General features: G+C 52.4%; 15 protein-coding genes and 2 tRNA genes. 8 read left to right on the top strand and 9 right to left on the bottom strand.

Annotation, left to right across the window (positions count from 1 at the left end):
* Window positions 1-479: 479 nt before the first annotated feature.
* On the top strand, window positions 480-2,753 hold the full coding sequence (gene katG / locus FH871_RS22150) for a catalase/peroxidase HPI (RefSeq protein ID WP_138993614.1): 2,274 nt from the start codon (window positions 480-482) through the stop codon (window positions 2,751-2,753).
* A 202-nt stretch (window positions 2,754-2,955) separates the two neighbouring features.
* Here the strand turns inward: katG and FH871_RS22145 are convergent.
* From FH871_RS22145 to FH871_RS22135, 3 genes are all read right to left on the bottom strand, one after another.
* Window positions 2,956-3,041 (bottom strand) — tRNA-Leu (locus FH871_RS22145).
* Between the two features lie 49 nt (window positions 3,042-3,090).
* Window positions 3,091-3,163: transfer RNA gene (locus FH871_RS22140), tRNA-Gly, on the bottom strand.
* 118 nt (window positions 3,164-3,281) lie between these two features.
* Entirely contained in the window at window positions 3,282-4,160 is an 879-nt protein-coding gene (locus tag FH871_RS22135) for a UbiA family prenyltransferase (protein ID WP_138993613.1), read from the bottom strand.
* Between the two features lie 113 nt (window positions 4,161-4,273).
* Between FH871_RS22135 and FH871_RS22130 the strand changes: the two genes are divergently transcribed.
* Window positions 4,274-5,443 carry a type III polyketide synthase gene (locus tag FH871_RS22130; protein WP_138993612.1) on the top strand — a complete coding sequence of 390 codons (1,170 nt, stop codon included), beginning with the start codon at window positions 4,274-4,276 and terminating at the stop codon, window positions 5,441-5,443.
* Here FH871_RS22130 and FH871_RS22125 read toward each other — a convergent pair.
* Window positions 5,418-6,158, bottom strand: a complete 741-nt coding sequence (locus tag FH871_RS22125; protein ID WP_138993611.1) for a glycosyltransferase family 2 protein — start codon at window positions 6,156-6,158, stop codon at window positions 5,418-5,420. The two genes, FH871_RS22130 and FH871_RS22125, sit on opposite strands and share 26 nt — an antisense overlap.
* A gap of 190 nt (window positions 6,159-6,348) precedes the next feature.
* Between FH871_RS22125 and FH871_RS22120 the strand changes: the two genes are divergently transcribed.
* Both FH871_RS22120 and FH871_RS22115 read left to right on the top strand, forming a co-directional pair.
* Window positions 6,349-7,422 carry a TerC/Alx family metal homeostasis membrane protein gene (locus tag FH871_RS22120; RefSeq protein ID WP_138993610.1) on the top strand — a complete coding sequence of 358 codons (1,074 nt, stop codon included), beginning with the start codon at window positions 6,349-6,351 and terminating at the stop codon, window positions 7,420-7,422.
* 810 nt (window positions 7,423-8,232) lie between these two features.
* Window positions 8,233-12,366, top strand: a complete 4,134-nt coding sequence (locus FH871_RS22115) for an AAA domain-containing protein (RefSeq protein WP_138993609.1) — start codon at window positions 8,233-8,235, stop codon at window positions 12,364-12,366.
* Here the strand turns inward: FH871_RS22115 and FH871_RS22110 are convergent.
* Both FH871_RS22110 and FH871_RS22105 read right to left on the bottom strand, forming a co-directional pair.
* Entirely contained in the window at window positions 12,335-13,723 is a 1,389-nt protein-coding gene (locus FH871_RS22110) for an APC family permease (protein WP_255516951.1), read from the bottom strand. The two genes, FH871_RS22115 and FH871_RS22110, sit on opposite strands and share 32 nt — an antisense overlap.
* A gap of 66 nt (window positions 13,724-13,789) precedes the next feature.
* Complete coding sequence (locus FH871_RS22105; protein ID WP_138993608.1) at window positions 13,790-14,698, bottom strand: LysR family transcriptional regulator; 909 nt, start codon at window positions 14,696-14,698, stop codon at window positions 13,790-13,792.
* 95 nt (window positions 14,699-14,793) lie between these two features.
* On the opposite strand from FH871_RS22105, the gene FH871_RS22100 reads away from it, so the two are divergent.
* The gene (locus FH871_RS22100; protein WP_138993607.1) at window positions 14,794-15,195 is read left to right on the top strand and encodes a hypothetical protein; all 402 of its coding nucleotides are present in this window, start codon (window positions 14,794-14,796) and stop codon (window positions 15,193-15,195) included.
* 342 nt (window positions 15,196-15,537) lie between these two features.
* On the opposite strand, the gene FH871_RS22095 is transcribed toward FH871_RS22100, so the two are convergent.
* Window positions 15,538-16,419, bottom strand: a complete 882-nt coding sequence (locus tag FH871_RS22095; protein ID WP_138993606.1) for a hydroxypyruvate isomerase family protein — start codon at window positions 16,417-16,419, stop codon at window positions 15,538-15,540.
* Between the two features lie 110 nt (window positions 16,420-16,529).
* Window positions 16,530-17,243, bottom strand: a complete 714-nt coding sequence (locus tag FH871_RS22090) for a DUF1080 domain-containing protein (protein WP_138993605.1) — start codon at window positions 17,241-17,243, stop codon at window positions 16,530-16,532.
* A 175-nt stretch (window positions 17,244-17,418) separates the two neighbouring features.
* Here FH871_RS22090 and FH871_RS22085 point away from each other — a divergent pair, with 175 nt between their 5' ends.
* From FH871_RS22085 to FH871_RS22075, 3 genes are read left to right on the top strand one after another with little or no spacing between them, the layout of a single operon-like run.
* The gene (locus FH871_RS22085) at window positions 17,419-17,973 is read left to right on the top strand and encodes a GNAT family N-acetyltransferase (RefSeq protein WP_138993604.1); all 555 of its coding nucleotides are present in this window, start codon (window positions 17,419-17,421) and stop codon (window positions 17,971-17,973) included.
* Window positions 17,970-18,902, top strand: coding sequence for a hypothetical protein (locus FH871_RS22080; protein WP_138993603.1), 933 nt, complete (start codon window positions 17,970-17,972; stop codon window positions 18,900-18,902). Before FH871_RS22085 ends, FH871_RS22080 begins: the two co-directional genes overlap by 4 nt.
* On the top strand, window positions 18,899-19,714 hold the full coding sequence (locus FH871_RS22075) for a helix-turn-helix domain-containing protein (protein ID WP_138993602.1): 816 nt from the start codon (window positions 18,899-18,901) through the stop codon (window positions 19,712-19,714). The genes FH871_RS22080 and FH871_RS22075 overlap by 4 nt, the downstream gene beginning before the upstream one ends.
* 53 nt (window positions 19,715-19,767) lie before the next feature.
* Here the strand turns inward: FH871_RS22075 and FH871_RS22070 are convergent, their stop codons facing one another.
* A complete protein-coding gene (locus tag FH871_RS22070; RefSeq protein WP_138993601.1) occupies window positions 19,768-20,286 on the bottom strand; it encodes a hypothetical protein in 519 nt (172 codons plus the stop codon).
* Window positions 20,287-20,314 lie beyond the last annotated feature (28 nt).

Genomic DNA, 20,314 nt, shown 5'->3' with positions numbered 1-20,314 from the left:
TCCTGCAGGAGATTTCCAGTCGATCCGGGAACTCCGGTAAATCATCCGACGGCGAGCAGCCTCATTCTGTTGAAGCGGAAAATTTAGCATGAGTAAAAGGTGTCGTACGAACGTAATTTAATAACTGTAAAGTTGACGTTTATTTTTTAATTGTCAATAAGACAATTAATGTTTTTGAAAAAAAATTTTCTTATTGGCACGAATAATAGAATTATACCAAGTTTTCCTGGGCGGCTTCGCAACGAATCAGGAATACCGTTCAACCAGGCAGGCACTGCATTTCACCCTCCATGATGCGGTAAAAAAAGCCTCTTCCGCTAGCTCCTTCTCCAGAATCGGCGGGGCAAATGCCGTAATAGATTTTACCTATGTAAATATAGAATATATCGATTGGTATTATTTCTCCCAATAACATAATTTTATCCCGCTGCACCCAATCCGGTGCAGGCATCTATCGATTAAACAAAGAATGTATCGAAATGGAAAAAGGATCAAACGACATCAGCAAGTGCCCGGTTCACAATGGCAGTCTGAAACACAACGTGGGCGGTGGTGGCACCCGAAACCGTGATTGGTGGCCCAACCAGTTGAAGCTCAACATCCTGCGTCAGCACTCGTCCTTATCCGACCCGATGGGTGAAGATTTCAACTACGCCGAAGCCTTCAAAAGTCTCGACCTGGAAGCCGTAAAAAGCGACCTTCACGCCCTCATGACCGATTCACAGGACTGGTGGCCGGCCGACTTCGGACACTATGGTCCTTTGTTCATCCGCATGGCCTGGCACAGCGCCGGAACCTACCGCGTGGGCGATGGCCGGGGTGGTGCCGGTGCCGGACAACAACGTTTTGCTCCATTGAATAGCTGGCCCGATAACGTGAGCCTCGATAAAGCGCGCCGGTTGCTTTGGCCGATCAAACAGAAATATGGCCGCAGCCTTTCCTGGGCTGATTTGATGATTCTTACCGGTAATGTGGCCCTCGAATCGATGGGTTTCAAAACCTTTGGCTTTGCCGGCGGACGGGCCGATGTCTGGGAGCCGGATGAAGACGTCTATTGGGGTGCCGAAACCACCTGGTTGGGCAACGACCACCGCTACGCCGATGGTTCGCCCGGTGTTGCAGACCATGGTGTCGTATCATCGGATGAAGATCCGGGACGCAACATTCATTCCCGCAACCTGGAAAAACCGCTCGGTGCCGCCCACATGGGACTGATCTACGTCAATCCCGAAGGTCCCGATGGCAATCCGGATCCCGTAGCGGCCGCAAGAGACATTCGCGAAACCTTTGGCCGCATGGCCATGAATGACGAAGAAACCGTTGCCCTGATTGCCGGTGGGCACAGCTTCGGTAAAACCCACGGCGCTGCCACTTCCGAGCACGTAGGCAAAGAGCCGGAAGCTGCCGATCTGGAATCGCAGGGATTTGGCTGGAGCAACAGCTATGGTTCGGGCAAAGGGGCCGACACGATCACCAGCGGGCTGGAAGTCATCTGGACCAAAACACCGACCCAGTGGAGCAATAATTTCTTCGAAAACCTGCTGGGTTTTGAATGGGAATTGACGAAAAGCCCCGGTGGTGCGCACCAATGGGTGGCAAAAGACGCCGGGAGCATTATCCCCGATGCGTATGATCCCTCCAAAAAGCATGCACCAACCATGCTGACGACCGACCTGGCGCTGAAGTTCGATCCGGCTTACGAAAAAATATCCCGCCGGTTTCTGGAAAATCCCGACGCCTTTGCCGATGCGTTTGCCCGGGCGTGGTTCAAACTAACGCACCGCGACATGGGCCCCCGCGCCCGGTATCTGGGTCCTGACGTACCGGCCGAAGTATTGATCTGGCAAGACCCCATTCCGGCGGTGGATCATGCCCTGATCGACGAAAATGACATAGCGGCCCTGAAAGCAAACATACTGGCCTCCGGCCTGAGCGTTTCGGAACTGGTTTCCACCGCCTGGGCTTCGGCTTCTACCTTCCGGGGCTCCGACAAACGCGGAGGTGCCAATGGCGCCCGCATTCGCCTGGCTCCCCAAAAAGACTGGAAAGTCAACAACCCCGTGCAGTTGCAAAAAGTGCTGGGCATTCTGGAAAGCATTCAGCAGGAATTCAACGGGACGCAGTCGGACGGCAAAAAAGTTTCACTGGCCGATCTGATCGTGCTGGCCGGTTGTGCGGGCGTTGAAAAGGCAGCGAACGATGCCGGACACCCCATCAGCGTTCCTTTCACCGCGGGTCGTATGGACGCGTCGCAGGAACAAACCGACGTGGAATCGGTCGGGTACCTGGAACCGATTGCAGACGGTTTCCGCAACTACCGCAAAGCAAAGCTTTCGGCTTCTACCGAAGAGTTGCTGATCGACAAGGCGCAATTGCTCACCCTGACAGCACCAGAATTAACCGTGCTGGTGGGCGGAATGCGGGTCCTGAACACGAATTTCGATGGTTCCAAAAACGGTGTGTTTACGCAACATCCGGGCAAGCTTACCACCGATTTCTTTGTGAACCTGCTCGACATGAACACCGCCTGGAAAGCCATTTCCGAAGACCGGGAATTGTATTTGGGCAGCGATCGGAGTAGCGGTCAACCCAAATGGACTGCCACCCGTGCCGATCTGGTCTTTGGCTCCAACTCCGAACTGAGAGCCATTGCTGAAGTGTATGGCAGCGCCGATGCGCAGGGCAAATTTGTCCGGGACTTCGTAAAAGCCTGGAATAAAGTGATGAACCTGGACCGGTTTGATCTAGCCTGATTTAAGTCCTAACGCTTCGAAAAAGCCCGTCTCAGGTGATCTGAGACGGGCTTTTTCTTGTTTTTCCAGGTCTGCTTTCCAGCGTCAAAAGAGTCGGAGTTATGCTTCCGGATGGTGGAGGCATCGCTGATTATGTCGCAGAAGAAAATCAAAAACACCTTATAAATAACTGGTAATTAGTCATTTGTAAGGTGTTTCAATGTACCGGGAGCGGGAATCGAACCCGCACGAACATTACTGCTCACAGGATTTTAAGTCCTGCGCGTCTACCTATTCCGCCATCCCGGCGTGGTAGCAACCACATTCTACAAAAAAAGCACCGCGGTGGGTGCTTTTGAGCGAAAGACGGGGTTCGAACCCGCGACCTCGACCTTGGCAAGGTCGCGCTCTACCAGCTGAGCTACTTTCGCGTTCTATGCCAGAACGTTGGCGTTTTGTGGATGCAAATATAAGGGGTCTGCGCCGTTTGGCAAGTACTTTCCTGAAAAAAAATTAGCATTATCATCAATAATGCCACTTAGATTCTGATTATGAATCGGTTAAAACCAACAAAAAAAGAAAGAAAACATTCAGCCCCGTGCCCGCCAGCAGCGTCATGCGCATCGCCGACCGAAAATCAGCCTGCCGCTCGTCCCGAAAAACCCGGTTTGCCCAGAACAGAAAATACAACACCCCCGGCAACAAACAGACGGGCAACAGCCAGAATACCGTCTCGCCCCGGAAATACACGTAAAAACCGGCCAGCGACAGCGTGAACCAGATCAGCGTATTCAGAAAGGTACAGCGAACCCCGAGCAAACGGCTCATCGTCAAATCGCCCCGACGGCCGTCTTCCTCGTGCTGATACACCTGCGTGATCGGGTAAATGGCCAGCAGGTTCAGCGTGCAAAGGAGAGCCGCCAGCAGAGGCCGGAAGGTCAGCAGGTTAAAAACCGGTAGCGCATCGATGGCTTGCAGGGACATCAGGTAGGTAAAACCGCCCTGAAACAATCCGATCACAAGCCAACTGGCAATGGGGTACTTTTTTAAGCGAATAATTGGATGACTATACGCTTTGGAAATCAATCCGTAAATGAGTAAATAGGCCACGAATGCCCACCCGATCCAGACGCCAATCGCCAACGCCAGCAGGTCCAGCGCCCAGGCGACGTAAAACAGGGTTTTATCGACCGGCGGGGGCGTTTCCAGAATGCCGATACTGCCTTCGTCTTTGTCGAAATAACTGTTGTAGGCATTGCTGGCCGGATAGAGCAAAAGGTGAATAACCGCCCCGATCACGGTCACCCGCCCCCAATCCAGCGTACCCTGACGAAGACTTTCCGACTGACTCAGCGCAAAGAGAAAAACCGGCAATAGAAAAAACGAAAACGGCACCCGCAAATGGAGCCAGACAGTCCGAAAGGTCATACCGGGAGAGGAAGGATAGAGGGTACAGATTTCATCATGCAAAGTCTAACATTCAAGTGAACCTTTGGTTATAGAAAAGTCCGGATCGCTCCGGCAACCCTGAATAGGACTAAATGGATAGCTACATTACTGCCATCGGCACGGCCGTTCCGTCATACGGCTTCTCGCAGTTGCAAATTGCTTCGTTCATGGCGCAGGCTCTCCAGCTCGATGAACACAACCGGCGAAAATTACAGGCCCTCTACCGACTGACCCGCATCGACCGGCGGCATTCGGTGCTGCCCGACTACGGTGCTTCACCGGGTGAATATACATTTTTTCCGAATACGCCTGATCTTGAACCGTTTCCGACCGTCGGAACCCGGATGGAATTGTACCGCCAAGAAGCCCTCCCGCTGGCGGTGGCGGCTATTCAGGATTTATACCGCGACGAAAAACGAACCGTGCAGCCCACGCACCTGATCACGGTGAGTTGCACGGGTATGTATGCGCCGGGGCTGGACATCGACCTGATCGAAGCCCTCGGGCTACCCACCACCACCCAACGCACCGCCATCAACTTTATGGGCTGCTACGGTGCTTTCAACGCGCTGAAAACCGCCGACGCCTTCGTCCGCGCCGATCCGTCGGCCTGCGTGCTGATCGTTTGCCTGGAATTGTGTACGATTCATTTTCAGAAAAAAACCGACGAAGATCATCTCCTGTCCAACGCGCTCTTCGCCGACGGAGCCGCTGCGGTGTTGGTGGAAGGTCGACCCCACCGGGAAAAACCGGCTCCCTCCTTCCGGATGCGGACGTTCTTCTGCGATTTATTACCCGATGGAAAAAACGACATGGGTTGGATCATCAACGACCATGGGTTTGAAATGACGCTGACGTCGGACGTGCCGACGGTGATCCGGCAGGGCATCGGCCAGGCACTTTCCCGCTTACTGGAACGCAGTGGACTGGCCATTGAAGACATCACGCAGTATGCCATGCATCCCGGCGGACGCAAAATTCTGGAAGTGATTGAGCAACAGTTGGGCATCGAACCGCACGAAAACCGCTTTGCCTACGAGGTGTTGCGAAAGTACGGCAACATGTCGTCGGCCACGGTTCTGTTTGTGCTGAAAGAAATCCGGAATCACCTGCTTTCGGAGTCGGGGGCGGGAAACATCCTGAGTTGCGCTTTCGGGCCGGGCCTGACGCTGGAGTCGATGATTCTGGAAATTATACCGGCGGTTTTGCCGGTCACCGATCAGGCAGTGCCCGAATCTACTGCAATACCTTCCAACGCATAAGCCCCCAGCGGTGCAGCCGGTAGCGTATCGACACTGCCAATACGCCCAAACCGTAGATGCTGCTTCGCCGGAAATTGATCGACGACGCTTCCTCAAAGTATTTCGTCGGGCAGGTCACCTCGGCAATTTCAAAGCCTTTGTGAAAGATTTGGGCGATCATTTCATTGTCAAAAATGAAATCGTCGGAGTTGTGCGTAAAATCCAGACTACGCAGCACTTCGCCCGAAAACGCCCGGTAACCGGTATGGTATTCCGACAGTTTCTGGTTCATCAGCACATTTTGCGTCAGTGTCAGGAAGCGGTTGGCCACGTATTTATACAGCGGCATTCCGCCTTTCAACGCCCCTTTGCCCAGAATCCGGGAGCCAAACACCACCGGGTACAAATCATTGCCAATCAGGCTGACCATTGCCACAATCAGCTTGGGCGTGTACTGATAATCAGGATGTAACATCACAACAATGTCGGCCTTCAGTTCCATCGCCTTGCGGTAACAGGATTTTTGATTGCCGCCGTAGCCTTTGTTTTTTTCGTGCCGGATCACATGCCGGATGCCCAGGCGCTTTGCTTCATCGACGGTATTGTCCGGACTGGCATCATCGACCAGAATGACCTCATCAACGATATCGAACGGGATTTCACGGTAGGTACGTTCCAGCGTCAGGGCGGCCCGGTAGGCCGGTAATACAACTACGACTTTCTTATCATGATACATATTTGCAAAAATAAGGAATCAACCGAAATCATAACCTGTTACTTAATAGAGCTATATTGCAATCAGTTTCACAATCCGATTTGTTTGGTTCTGCAACTCTCCGATCTTCCGGCGAATTTTGTGCCAAAAGCCAATTAAACAGTTCTATTTAAACACTCGTTATACGCTAAATTTCATTGTTTTTCGACTCATGAGTTACGAAACCATATTTTTCATCTGCTTTGCGCTCTTCGTTCTGTTGGTGATGGCCTTCGATTTGGGGGCATTTACGAAGCAGAAAAGCCATATTGTCAGTTTTAAAGAAGCCGGTACCTGGAGTGCGGTTTGGGTGGCGTTATCGATTGGCTTCTATTTTTTCATTAAAAATTTCGGTTACCTCGTTCACGGCATTACCGATATGGCGCGGCTGGAAGAAGTCCGCAGCCTGTATGCCGATCACCTCAAATTGATTCCGGGCAATTTCGAGCAGAGTCTGGCCATTTTCCAGAACAACATGGCGCTGGAATACATCACCGGTTATCTGGTTGAGTATTCCCTGTCGGCCGATAATATTTTCGTCTTCATCATGATTTTCGCGTCGTTCGGCGTACGTCAGAAGTTCTACAAAAAGATTCTGGTCTGGGGCATTCTGGGGGCCATCGTCCTGCGGTTTATCTTCATTTTCGTCGGCTCCGCCCTCTTACAGCGGTTCGAATGGATCATCTACATTTTTGGGGCTTTTCTAGTCTACACCGGGATCAAACTTTTCTTCGAAAAGGACGAAGATCAGCAGATGGAACCAAAAAACCACCCGGTGGTGAAGCTGACGGCCAAATACCTGAACGTCTACCGCCGGAACGTCATCGACCACTTTTTCGTCCGCCGGAAATCCGACCGCAAGCTGTTCGTGACGCCCCTGTTCATTGTCGTTATCGTGGTTGCTTTCACCGATCTGGTGTTTGCCGTCGACTCGATTCCGGCCATTTTCTCGATTACCAAAGACCCCTACATCGTCTTTTTCTCCAATGTTTTCGCCATCATGGGGCTGCGGTCGATGTTCTTCTTCCTCTCCAGCATCATGAGCCAGTTCCGTTTCCTGAAAACCGGTCTGGCGGCCCTGCTGACGTTCATCGGATTAAAAATGATCTTTCACAGTTGGCTGGAAGCGCACGGTTTCGAGACGGTTTACTCGCTCTATGTCATTCTCACCATTCTGGGCGTCAGTATTCTGGCCTCCTGGCTGATTCCGGAAAAGAAAAAGGAACCTGAGGAAGTAGAGGCTTAGATTTCGAGCAAACTTTCAGGGAGATTTCGACCCGGTAAGGAGGTTCACAACCGGATCAATGACTGATTGGTCCGGTTGCCATTGAATTGGGAATCGGCCGGGCTGCCTGACAACTCGCTTTTAGCGCGGGTTGTCAGGTAAGTAACAACCTGATTCCGCAACCTCAGGAATAACCAGGATTTAAATTCCGAGTCAGATTGAGGTTCTGATCCGTTATCCCGCAGCTCGCTGAAAACAGCGCAAACCATTTTCTCAGCTTCTGCCCTGTTTTTAATCAGGGACTCGCAAAATTTGAGGGAAACCGGTCGATACTGTACATAGAGAGCCTCGTCGGTCTTCGGCGACCGCCGGATCATTCCACCAGGCATATGCTTAGGAGTCGAAGCCATTGCGTTATCGGTGCGTCTACACGTCAAAAAGACCCATATTGAGGACCTTAGAATGAATTTAAGCGTACAGTATCTGTGATAACAAATGCTACTTATATAACTATATTGCAATATTATACTAATATTTTATTGTTTTAATATACATTTATAGCCATTTGATGTACGATTTTACCACAATGAAGCACCGGAGAATTCCTGACGAATCAGGGCGAACCTCAACCCTGATCGTTTAAGCCGGGCAACCCTTTTGAGGCCCCTGTGTTTTTACGGCTTTTTGGGTAGTTTTGTGGGGGCAGCGGGGAGAAAGGTGCTTCGTTTGATAGCACAACCAGGTGCATTCACTCTTCGGTGGCGTTTTCATTCGCGCCCTATTTTCTGACAGTTTCCCGGACAAAACACGGATTCAAATCCGTGGGTACGTATGCTATCCCCGACGGTTCTTAAAGCTTATCTCAAACGCCTGACCAACCTCAGCAGCCGCAACCGGTCGCTGCTGCTGACCAACTTGCCCGTCGAACAGTTTCTGGATCTGCACGAGCTTGATTTTCTGGACAACAAACCGTCGTTCGATCTCGTCCGTCAGTTGATGGCGCGTCGTCCGGCCATCCCGCTCTGCGATGTGATGGACAGCCGGCTGGAAAAAGGCAACGAGGTCAGCAAAAAACTCCGGAAAATTGCCCGAACCGACCGGTTTATTGAAGAAGAACGCGGTTCGGAAGATTTGTACGTGGGGTATCCCTTCGTGCGTGGCAAGCTGGCCGACGGAACGGTGATTCACGGGCCGCTGGTTTTCTTTCCGGTCCACCTCGAACCCCAGGGAAACAAATGGATGCTCGTTCGCCGGGCGGATGAGTCCATCATGCTTAACCGCAGCTTTTTGATGGCGTATGCCTACTACAACCAGTTCATTCTGCCCGATGCGGTTTTGGAACATACGCTGGATGAGTACGACAAAGACGCTACGGTTTTTCGCACCCAACTCTACGAATGGCTGAAAGCCAGTCCGTTGGAAATCAATTTCAATCAGAATCTTTTTACGGATCAACTCCAGTGGTTCGATCCGGTCAAAAAAACCGATCTGGATAAACTGGAGCGCAACGGCGAACTGAAGCTGTATCCCGAAGCCGTACTAGGCATTTTTCCGCAGGCGGGTTCGTATCTGGTCCCGGATTATGAGGTGCTGCTGGAAGGCGAAGCCGTGCAGTTTCTGCAAACGGACGAGCTGCCGGAGCCGCCCTCCGAAGCGTCGATAGCCGGTTTGCTCCCCAATTTTAGCCCGTCTCGGAAACCGATTCCGGTCCGGGAAGAAACGCTGCACACCCCCCTGGCCCTCGACGCGTCGCAGGAGGAAGCCATCCGGCGCATCAAAGCCGGGGAGTCGATGGTGGTGCAGGGCCCTCCGGGAACCGGCAAATCGCAGTTAATCGGGAATCTGATGGCCGATTTTGCCGCGCAGGGCAAGCGGGTTTTGCTGGTTTGTCAGAAACGGGCGGCTTTGGATGTAGTCTACGAACGACTGCGCCAGGTCGGTATGCAGCCTTTTTCGGCCCTGATTCACGATTTCAAGAACGACCGCAAGGCACTTTACGACCAGATCGCCGGTCAGATTGAGCGGGTGGAAGAATACCGCAAACAGAATTACGGCCTGGATGCGATTTTGCTGGAACGCAATTTCGATCAGGAAAGCCGCCGGATCGATCAGACACTGGCCGAATTACAAGCCTTCAAGGAAGCGCTGTTCGACGAAACAGAAGCGGGAATTTCCGCCAAACAGTTGTACCTGAGCAGCGATCCCACCGCCAAGACCATTCCGCTTGCGGATGTATACAGGCAGTTCCGGCCCGATTCGGTGGCCGGTTTTGTGGAAAAACTCCGGGAATACGGTGCTTATGTAAACCGCCTGGGTCCCGATCATCCGTGGGCCGACCGGATTTCCTTCGCTCCCTTCTCGTTTGGCCAACTCCCGGCACTCAAAAAACTGCTGGGAGAACTGCCGGTTTTCGTTAAAACCGTAACCGAACAGGCCCAAACGCTCACCCATCGTACCTTTTCGCTCGCCGACTGGGAAACCGTACAGGAAGACGAATGGGAAACCACGGCTTTGCTGACCTTGCTCAATGCCGACCCTTCGGCCCCCCGCTGGCAGTGGGTGCGCTGGTTGCAGCAACAGCCCGGCCATCCGCTGTTCCGGACCGAACCGGAGGAACTGGAACGAATGGAAACTGAACTCATTGACTGCCTGGGCGGAACCGGAATCGAAAAAAGCCTCCCGGTGACCGACCTGCCCAACATGGCCCAACGGTTGCAGGAAGCGATTCAAAGCCATTCGTCGTTTGTCGGGCGCACGGTTTGGGGCTGGTTCAGCAAAGACAAAACCGGGTTGCAGCAACTCGCGTCCACCAACGGCCTGGCCCTTTCTGACGAAACGCTGCCGGTTTTGCTCGAAAAAGTACAGCGTCGAATCCGTTTTGAAATCCTTCGTCAGCAAATCGAAAAGAATGTCAACCAGGACGTTACCGCCGAAAATGCCGTTCTGACCGTTCGTCTGGCCCGTCAGGCGCTCGAAGCGATCCGTCGGCTGAACGCCATTTCCTGGTTAAAGGCCCTGCCCGAATCCCGATTGGAAACCGTCGGCGTTTTTTCAAAAACCGTACAGCAATTGCTGGAAACCGGTCGTGGCGTGGCAGCCCAACGCAGCCGGTGGCAATCGTTTTTGAGCGAATCGCAAATCCAGCGGCTGTGGCCGGAACCTGCCCAAACCGATCGGCTGATTCAGGTGCTGGAGCAGGACATCGACCTGCTGATTGAAACCGATCGGCTGACCGAAAACTTCACACCTTCGGAACGGGAGATTGTGCAAAGGCTGGGCGATACCGGAACGGTCTGGCTGTTTTTAAACAGCCTGCACCTGGCCTGGATTGAACATCTTGAAGGTATTTACCCCATTCTGCGTGGCGTTTCATCCCTAAAAATCAGCCAGTTAGAAACCACTTTACAGGAAAGTGTCCGAAAAAAGCAGACGCTGAGCCGCCAGATTCTGCTGGTTAAACTCCGTGAAAAGGCGTACCAGAATCTGGCTTTCAACCGCCTGAACAACCTCGTGACCTACCGGGAATTGAGCCACCAGGTGACCAAAAAACGCAACATCTGGCCGGTTCGGAAACTGATGGAGCAGCATTCGGACGAAGTATTTCAACTGGTTCCGTGCTGGATGGCTTCGCCGGAGTCGGTTTCGGCCATTTTTCCGATGAAACCGGGGCTTTTCGATCTGGTGATTTTCGATGAAGCCTCGCAGTGTTTCGCCGAAAACGGCATTCCGGCGATGTATCGCGCCAAGCAGGTGGTCATCACCGGCGACAGCAAGCAGCTTCAACCGAGCGATTTGTACCGCATCCGCTTTGAAACCGAACCCAGTGAGGAAACGTCCGCTGCGCTGGAAGTAGAATCATTACTCGATCTGGCCACGCATTATTTCCCGCAAACGCAGTTGCGCGGCCACTACCGCAGTCGCTCGATTGATCTGATTGATTTCTCAAACCGCCTTTTTTACAAGAATTCACTGCATCTCCTCCCCGATTTTCACCAGCTCAACCGTCGGGAGCCTGCCATCCGGTATTTAAACGTGAAAGGAACCTGGGAAACGAACACCAATGAAACCGAAGCCCGCGCCGTGGTTGCCCTGATCGATCAACTGGCGAACGAGTTGCCGGGGCGTTCCATCGGCGTGGTGACGTTCAATTTCCAGCAGCAGCAGTTGATTCAGGAATTGCTGGAGGAACACGCGCTGGCTGGGCTGGGGGTGCGCGCTGTTCCAGCTTTGCAATCGCCGGGCGCCCCCGCTGGAACGAATGACATTTCGGATTACAACGGGGTCGCCCGGCGATCCGAAACAGATCAAGATGCAGCAGGGTCGCCCGGCGATTTGAAATCGGCATCAGCATCCCCCACTTCCACCGAAACTACGTTCGTCAAAAACATCGAAAATGTGCAGGGCGACGAGCGCGATGTGATTATTTTTTCCATCGGCTACGCACCCGATGTTCGCGGGAAGTTATCGGCGCAATTCGGCAGTTTAAACGCCAAAGGGGGCGAAAACCGCCTGAATGTGGCCGTGACGCGGGCGAGGGAACGCGTCTACGTGGTCACAAGCATTTACCCGCAACAGCTTTCCGTTGAAAATACGGCCAATGAAGGGCCGAAAGTGTTGAAGCAATACCTCGAGTATGCCCTCTCCGTGGCCGACGGTTCGTATGCCCCGCAACCCCGCCGAACCGACCGCGTTCCGGGGGCGCGTTTGCTGAAAGATGCACTGAAAGACACCAAAACCGGTCTGGTGGAAGAACTGCCCTTTGCTGATCTGACCCGTAAAACCGCCGATGTGTACGAGGGGCTGGTGTTGACCGACGACGATTTATACTACGAAAGCACGCTCAAAGACGCTCACGCATACACGCCGTTTGCGTTACAGATGAAAAGCTGGCCCTTCCAGCGGGTGTACAGCCGTGAGTATTGGCGCGGGCGAATTACGATTCCGCCGGATCTACCGAAGGCGTAGCGGGTTGGTTGACCGCATCGAACGGCCACTGTTTCCGGATGCGAGCCGTAATCAGGAAGACCACAATACCCAGCCCGATCACCGTCAGACCCGACAGCATAAACGTCCAGCCGGTGGAAATGAAGATGAAGGTCCAGATGGCAATGGCCAGCAAAACCGGCAACGGATAGAGCGGCATTTTGAACGGAAACGCACTGGTTTGTTTGCGTTTATGCAACAGCAGCAAGCCAACAGCCTGTCCGATAAATTGCACCACAATCCGCATCGCCAGAATGGCCGTGATGACGTCGGACAAGCGGAAGAGCAAACTAAAGCCGAAACCCAGCCCACCCAGAAACAGCAGCGAGACATACGGAAAATGCCGGGTGGGGTGCAATTTGGCGAAGATCCGGAAAAACTGGCCGTCAGCGGCTGCCGCGTAGGGAACCCGCGAATACCCCAGCAAAACCGCGAATAAAGACGAAAACGCCACAATCAATACCATAAACGTCGCGATCGTACCCGCCTGCGAGCCGTAGAGTCGCTCGATCACGGCACTGATGATAAACTCGCTGTGCTGGGCTTCCTGCCAGGGAATGACACGGACGACACTCCAGTTCATGGACAGATACAAAACCGCAATGCCGACCACCGAAATCAGCATGCTCAACGGAATGTTGCGCGACGGATTGCGGATTTCGCCACCCAGATGACAGACGTTGTAGTAGCCTAAATAGCAATAAATCGTTTTCACGGAAGCAATTCCCAGACCGGCGCCAAACAATCCGGACAGGGATTCGCCCGACGGCAAAGCGAACGAAACCGTCTGTTGCCCGCCCGTCAGCCCCCCCCAGATAATCCAGCCGAGTGTGGCCAGCACACAGACCCATAGCAAGATGCTGATGCGGCCAATGGATTCAATTTTGCGGTATAACAGCATGGTAATCAGAATCACCACACCACCGGAAACGGCTTTGCGTTCCCAGCCCTCCAGCGGGATCAGATACGAGGCATACTGTGCAAAACCGATGGCTCCCGAAGCGACTACCAGCGGGGCCTGAATCATGGTTTGCCAGACATACAGAAACGACAGCATCTTGCCCCAGCGTTGTTCTCCGTAAGCAATTTTCAGAAAGTTGTAGCTCCCCCCGGCCTGCGGATAAGCAGCTCCCAATTCGGCCCAAACCAGGGCGTCGATCAGCGAAATAACCGCTCCCAGAATCCACGCCCAGAGGAAATGCGGCCCGCCGATGATGTGAATAACCAGTGGGAGCACCACAAAAGGCCCGATACCGACCATGTCGATCATATTTAAGGCCGTAGCTTGCCACAATCCCAGCCGTCGGGGCAAAGGAGTCGAATCAGTAGAAGTAGACACAATCAGGTTGAGTAAGAAATCGGTTGTCTGATAAAATAACCCGGATCGGGCAAAAACCGGCTGGCTTTAGGCCGGGCAAAGAACGGCATAACCGTCAAGTTCTTTCATATACGACGCCAGTTTCTCGATGAACGCATCGGTATACGGGGCGTGTTGTTTGTTTTTCAGCGTCGCGGCATACCACGTCCGCAGGAACCGTTTCCGGGTGAGCGAGACGGCGGATAATTCGCCGGATTTCAGGTACGGTTTGACAATCCAGTTGGGCAGCAGCGCCACGCCCATTCCGGCTTTGACCATCTCCAGAATGGCTTCGGTCAACGTCATTTTATAAAGCCGCTGGGGTCGGCAGTTTTTGAAGATCATCTGAAAATTGGAGCTTTCCTCTTCCGGGATGTTGTACATGACGTAATTCTGACCGGCAAACTCCTCCAGATCTACCCACTCGCGCCCCGCCCATTCGTGGTCAGGCGCTACGATTACCATGAACTCGTCCTGAAAAAGTGGCGTGTAGGTCAATTTTGGATTTTCAGAATCTTCGAGAATCGCGACGTCGATCCTGTTTTCAAGCAGGTGTTGCTCGGCGTAGTGCGTGGCTTCGATGTCGATTTTTACATCCACTTTCGGGTAAATATCCCGGTAGGCCCGCAGAAATCCCGACAGCCAGTGGTAGGAGGTGTAGCATTCCGTGCAGAGCCGCACCTCGCCGGACTCCTTGTCGGTCAGGCACTTGACTCGGGCTTTGGTTTCGGCCACTTCCCGCAGAATTTTCTCGGCGGCCTCCAAAACCACCGTACCGGCATCCGTCAGCCGCATCTGCTTTTTGTCGCGGATGAACAACTGGGTATTGAAAAAGCCCTCAATTTCTTTCAACTGATGGCTCAGTGCCGATTGGGTCAGGTACAGCCGATCGGCGGCTTTGGTGAGATTGCCACAACTTGCGACCTCTTTCACCATTTGCAGATGCCGGATTTCCATGATGAATAATTTTCATGATTTCGACAAAAATAATTCGTTTTGCTAATATTCCAAAACGCTGCACCTTTGTCACAGAAACTAAACAACACAGACTCATGAAAACGATTGCACAACACGTACTGATGACCCTTTTAATCGGTTTACTCGTAACGGTATCGAATGCCCAGGTAACCGCAACCAACGATCCAAAGGCCAGCCAGTCGGCCTTTGATGTGAACATGTTTCTCGGCACCCAGGAGAAGATCAATGTGATGCTGGCCGTTCGGGAGCCCCGAAAAGTGACCATCCGGCTGAAAGATGCCAACAGCACGGTTCTTTACCGGGAAGCCCTGAGCAAAACACCCGCCAACCACTGGCGCAAATTTGATTTTGAAGGGATGAAAACCGGTGTTTACTACCTGGAAATCACCGACGGCAACCAGAAAATCGTTCGCCAGATTGAAATTGGTTCCTTGCCCGCGGTGCAATCGCAGCGGTTTATCACGTATGCGCAGTAAACAACAATTCTACTTTTATAACACCGGCTTCCTCATACGTGGAGAAGCCGGTGTTTGGTTTCATTAGCTTAGGCCGAAAGGGTCAGCCAAGTAATTTCTTCAGCGCTTCCGGATCAGGCAGCACATCACGCAAATGCGCCGGCAAATCCGAGTTCCTCGTCGCTGATGTCGCCCAGCAGCTTGCTCTACTGGTCTGGCGTTTCGGTGCTCATAGGTAGTGGATTTTCAGGGTACTCTATTCATTCAATACCCTAATCCTACATAGACACAAAAGGCTTCCCTGGTCACAGAGAAGCCTTTTTAAATCCTTTTATTCACGGACTTTAGTCCAAGACCCGGAAGCTACACGTCACAAATCGCAATACTCTCCTGCAACGACGTCAGCGGATCGCGCTTCGGAATAAACTCCTGCGCCACAAAGCCTTTGTAGCCCGTGTCAACGATGGCCTGCATAATGGCCGGGTAATACAGTTCCTGCCCGTTGTCGATCTCGTTACGACCCGGATTGCCGCCGGTATGGTAGTGAGCGAAATACTGGTGATCCCGCCGGATGGTGCGGATGATGTCGCCCTCCATGATCTGCATGTGGTAAATATCATACAGCATCTTGAAGTTTTCAGAACCGACCATTTTGCACAGTTCAACGCCCCAGGCGGATTTGTCGCACATGTAATCCTTGTGATCAACCCGGCTGTTGAGCAACTCCATCACCATCACCACGCCGTGTTTTTCGGCACTGCTCATGAGTCGTTTCAGGCCCACCGCGCAGTTTTCCATCCCCTTCTGATCGTCCATACCGCGCCGGTTTCCCGAAAAACAGATGACGTTTTTCAACCCCGCTTCCTTCAGTTTCGGGAAGATGGCCTCGTAACTCGCCACCAGTTCGTCGTGCAGTTTCGGATCATTGAAACCGTCGTTGATGCCTTTCCCGGCCCCCTGCGCCATCGAGCAGGTCAGACCATACTTTTTAACGATCGGCCATTCGTTCGGTCCCAGCAGATCGATGCCGGTCAGGCCGATTTCTTTGGCGGCTTTGGCAAAGTCTTCCAGCGGAATTTTTCCGTAACACCACTTGCAGGCGGAGTGGTTGATCCGGCCTTTCAGGGCCGGGAAAGCGGTTTTCTGGGTTTCTTCCATTTGAGCGGCTAAAGAGTCGATAACAGAAAAGGTCAGGGCGGTTCCGGCCAGGGTTTTGATGGCCGAACGGCGGGAAGGGGTTTTCATATAGGAAGGATTTTGATGCTAATATCGAATACTGAATAACGAATATTGAATGATGAAATAAACACGACTCGTTCGTTATTCAACATTCGTTATTCAGTATTCGATATTAACTATAATTCTTTGATTCGGATATTCCGATACCATACTTTATCGCCGTGGTCCTGAAGGGCGATGTGGCCTTTGCTGAACTGGTTGAAACCTTCCCAGCCTTTGAACTTGCTTTCGCTCACCATTTTATCCCATTCCGGACCGCTGGTGCGGTATTCAACCACTTTCTTACCGTTCAGGTAATGCTCGACTTTCCCGTTGTTGACCACCAATTTAACCTTATTCCATTCACCGGCTACTTTCTGAGCCGAAAAATCCGAGGGCGGCAGCATGTCGTAGAGCGATCCGGAGGTCCGGTTTCCGTTTTTACCCGCTTTGGCGTCCTTATGCCGCTCGTTGTCAAGCACCTGCATTTCCGGGCCGGAGTTATACGTGCTCTTGAATTTCGGATCTTCGTGAACGCGGTAGATGATTCCGCTGTTGCCGCCTTCCGAAATCTTCCATTCGAGTTCCAGTTCGTAGTTTTCGTATTCCTTGTCCGTTACGAGATCGCCCCCGCCCCGGCTGGTCAACACAATGGCCCCGTCTTCCACCTGCCATTTGTCAGACGCTTCCTTTTTCAGGTAGCTGTGCCAACCGGTTAATGTTTTTCCATCAAAAAGTTTGACCCATTTTCCTTTTTTGGGGCCTGATGCGTCGGTTTGAGACGAATTGACGACGTTTAAAACCAGAGCCAACAAAGCCACCCGGGCCAGCGTGTTGAGCGTAATCTTCATAAAAATGTAATTTGAGTTCACGATTGGTTTGCTGTAATGCTACAACGCAACAATATTAGAAAACCGGGACCGATGCGGCAACTTTTTTAGTAAAAAGCTTCCATAAAATGCGTTTTTTACAAGATGATCGATTTTTACACCTGAATTCAACCAGATTGCCACCAACTTTGCAGGTATGACGGAGCGAATCGAACTTGACTGCGAAAACGGCATCACACTGGCCAGCCTGAAAACCGGGGATGCCGAAACCATTGCCCAACTGGCCAATAACCGGGCCATCTGGCTCAATTTGCGGGATTCTTTTCCGCATCCGTATTCGCTCAACGACGCGGTGTATTTCATCGAAGCCGCTCAGGATGGTGCTATGGGCCTGGTTTTAGGAATCTATCTGGACGGAAAGCTGGCGGGGGTTAGCGGTGTGATTCCGCAAACGGACATTCATCAATTGTCGGGCGAAATTGGCTACTGGCTCGGCGAACCCTATTGGGGTCGGGGGATTGCCACGGTTGCCATTCGTCACCTCGTTCAGTATACGTTTGAAACCACCCGGCTGATCCGGCTTTTTGCGGGCATCATGGCCTACAATAAACCGTCGATGCGGGTGTTGGAAAAAAATGGATTTGTACGGGATGTCATTCAGAAAGCGGCTGTCTACAAGAACGGAAAAGTCGTGGATGAATACCGGTATAGCCTCGTCAACGAGGAGAAAGTAACCGCGCTGCTGTCATGACCATTGTCGAGAAAATCCTGAATCGAATTAACCGACCGGACCTTCTACAGGTGCTGTCGGACGAACTGACACCCTCGGAACTGAACTCGCTGCTGCTCGAGGTGTTCAATCGGCAAACCGGGCGGCTGGCACCGGCGGAATTGCTGCAACACTACCAGAAAAACCGCTTCGTCAAACCGGCCGACACCAATTTCCTGGCTTTGCGCGGTCTGGAAACCAAGCTTTTACAGCTATTCGAGACGTTTCAATTCAAAGCCATCGAACTGTCGCCGGTGGCACCTTTGGGTTCCTGCTCGGTGGTGGCAACCGCCGATCAGCAAAAAATCCTGTCGGCCCTGCGCGGCACCGAAGTGCTGGCCGACGCCACCAACGCGCTCGCGCTGCACGTTAGCGACTTGAAAAAGAGCGGACAATGGAAACCGGTTTCGCCCACCGACCAACTCCGGTTCAGCACCATTCAACGGCATGTCCGGACGCCGAAAGTGGCCGTTGCAGGGCATACCCAACACTTTAAAATCGGTTGTCTGGTCTCGTCGGGACGCGATACCGGCAGTTTTCAGTTTGAGCGCGAAAGTCTGGCCGAACACCTGGCCGTGGTGACCGCTGTTTTGCGCGACGCCCTGCGGATGGACACGCTGCGGTTTAAACTCATTCAACGAAGTGAGGACGGTCGATTGCTGGAACAGGCGAAAGACCATCTCCTGCAACGTCGGCCCGACCTCGTCATCGAAACCGAAACCGCCCCCAATCATGAAAACCACTATTACAAAGGACTACAGTACAAGGTATTGATTACAGTTGGCGGTCAGGACTATGAAATTGGCGACGGCGGTTTTGTCGACTGGACGCAGCAATTGTTACAAAACAAAAAAGAGCGGTTTCTGATCACCGGCCTGGGGGTCGAACTGCTGTTTCGACTGGTGTCATGAACAAGGGACGGGTTATTTATGAAGACGAAGCAGAACCGCATTTCCGGCTGGCCCACCCCAGCCCGGCACTGACGGTTTTTGTCGACTATTATTTTGAAGTGAATCAACCTGCGACCTTAGCGAATCCACTGTATTTGAATGGGTTACCTAACCTCTCCAATCTACTGTGCATTAGCCTGCATCCGCAGAACTGGCTTTCGATCAACCAGAAAACCGGCGCGGTTAAAACCGGACACGGTTCCCGGCTGCTCGGAAATCTGACGGATCTGCACACGTCCATCTATCCCGCTGGCGTTCACGAATTTTACGTCAAATTCAAACCGGGAATGCTGGGTAAACTGTTTCATTTCCAGACTCAGGAAATAGAAAACACCCATGCGGACTTAAGTATTTTGATCCGCCCGGACGAACTGGAAGAGCAATTACAAACCGTTCCCGTGTTTCACGAACGCGTCCGCCTGGTGGAAACTCTGTTGCTGAAGCGAATTCAGCGGGTAGAAGTGAATTACAAGCTCAAAATTGTGCAGGCGGTTTTGCAGAAATTTGGGCCAAAAACCGCAAACCGGGAGCAACACTTGAGCAAAATCTGCCACGAACTAGGCGTTTCGTACCCTTCATTACACCGGTATTTCAACGAAACCCTCGGCTATTCGCCCAAATATTGCCAGAAACTGCTTCGATTCAAGAACGCTCTTCAGTTGTATCAACGGTATGGAAGCCGGTATCCATTTGAAGAGGTTGGCTACACCGATTTCTCTCATTTTGTGAAAGACGCTCGTCAGTTGACGCAGCGTTCGCCATCCGAATTATAAAAAAACGGCCTGCTAAGATCAGCAGGCCGTTTTCGCAAAGATTCAACTTTATTTTACGACTTATCTTTTTTCTCATCATCGTCGCCATCGCCATACCCCATGTGGTGCGGGTCGTAGTTCTCGGAAGGCTTGTCACCTTCTTCCAGATACGTGGCACCTTTGCGGACAAACAGCGCTTCGTCCGACGGATTATCGGGCAGACCTTCAATGCTGCTGGGCAAACCGCTTTCGACGCTATCCGGCGCATGGGCCGCATCCTGCCGGTTTTCGGCAATCACATTGGGATCTACATCCCATTCCTGTGTCGATCCGTGGCTATCCGGGCGGGCTTCATGTTCAAAATTACCCCGGTTGTCTTCCCGGTCGGCACTGATGTCGTGGGCGACGTCGCCCCCATCAGCCGATGGAACCACCATTTCGCCGGTTCCTACGCCCTCACTCGGTTTCCCGTAATCGGACGTACCGTGCTGGTATGGATTTTTAGAATAATATGATTCGTCCCGGGCCTGCGGGTCGAAGATTTCCTGATTTTCGTTTTCGTTCGTGTCCATCATGGTGAGGGTTGTTTCCATCCATAACTGCGAAACGGATCCGAATGTT

Source organism: Larkinella sp. C7 (assembly GCF_006149005.1).
Taxonomy (GTDB): domain Bacteria; phylum Bacteroidota; class Bacteroidia; order Cytophagales; family Spirosomataceae; genus Larkinella.
The sequence above is the reverse complement of the archived record's forward strand: the minus strand, read 5'-3'. Positions and strand labels throughout refer to the sequence as shown.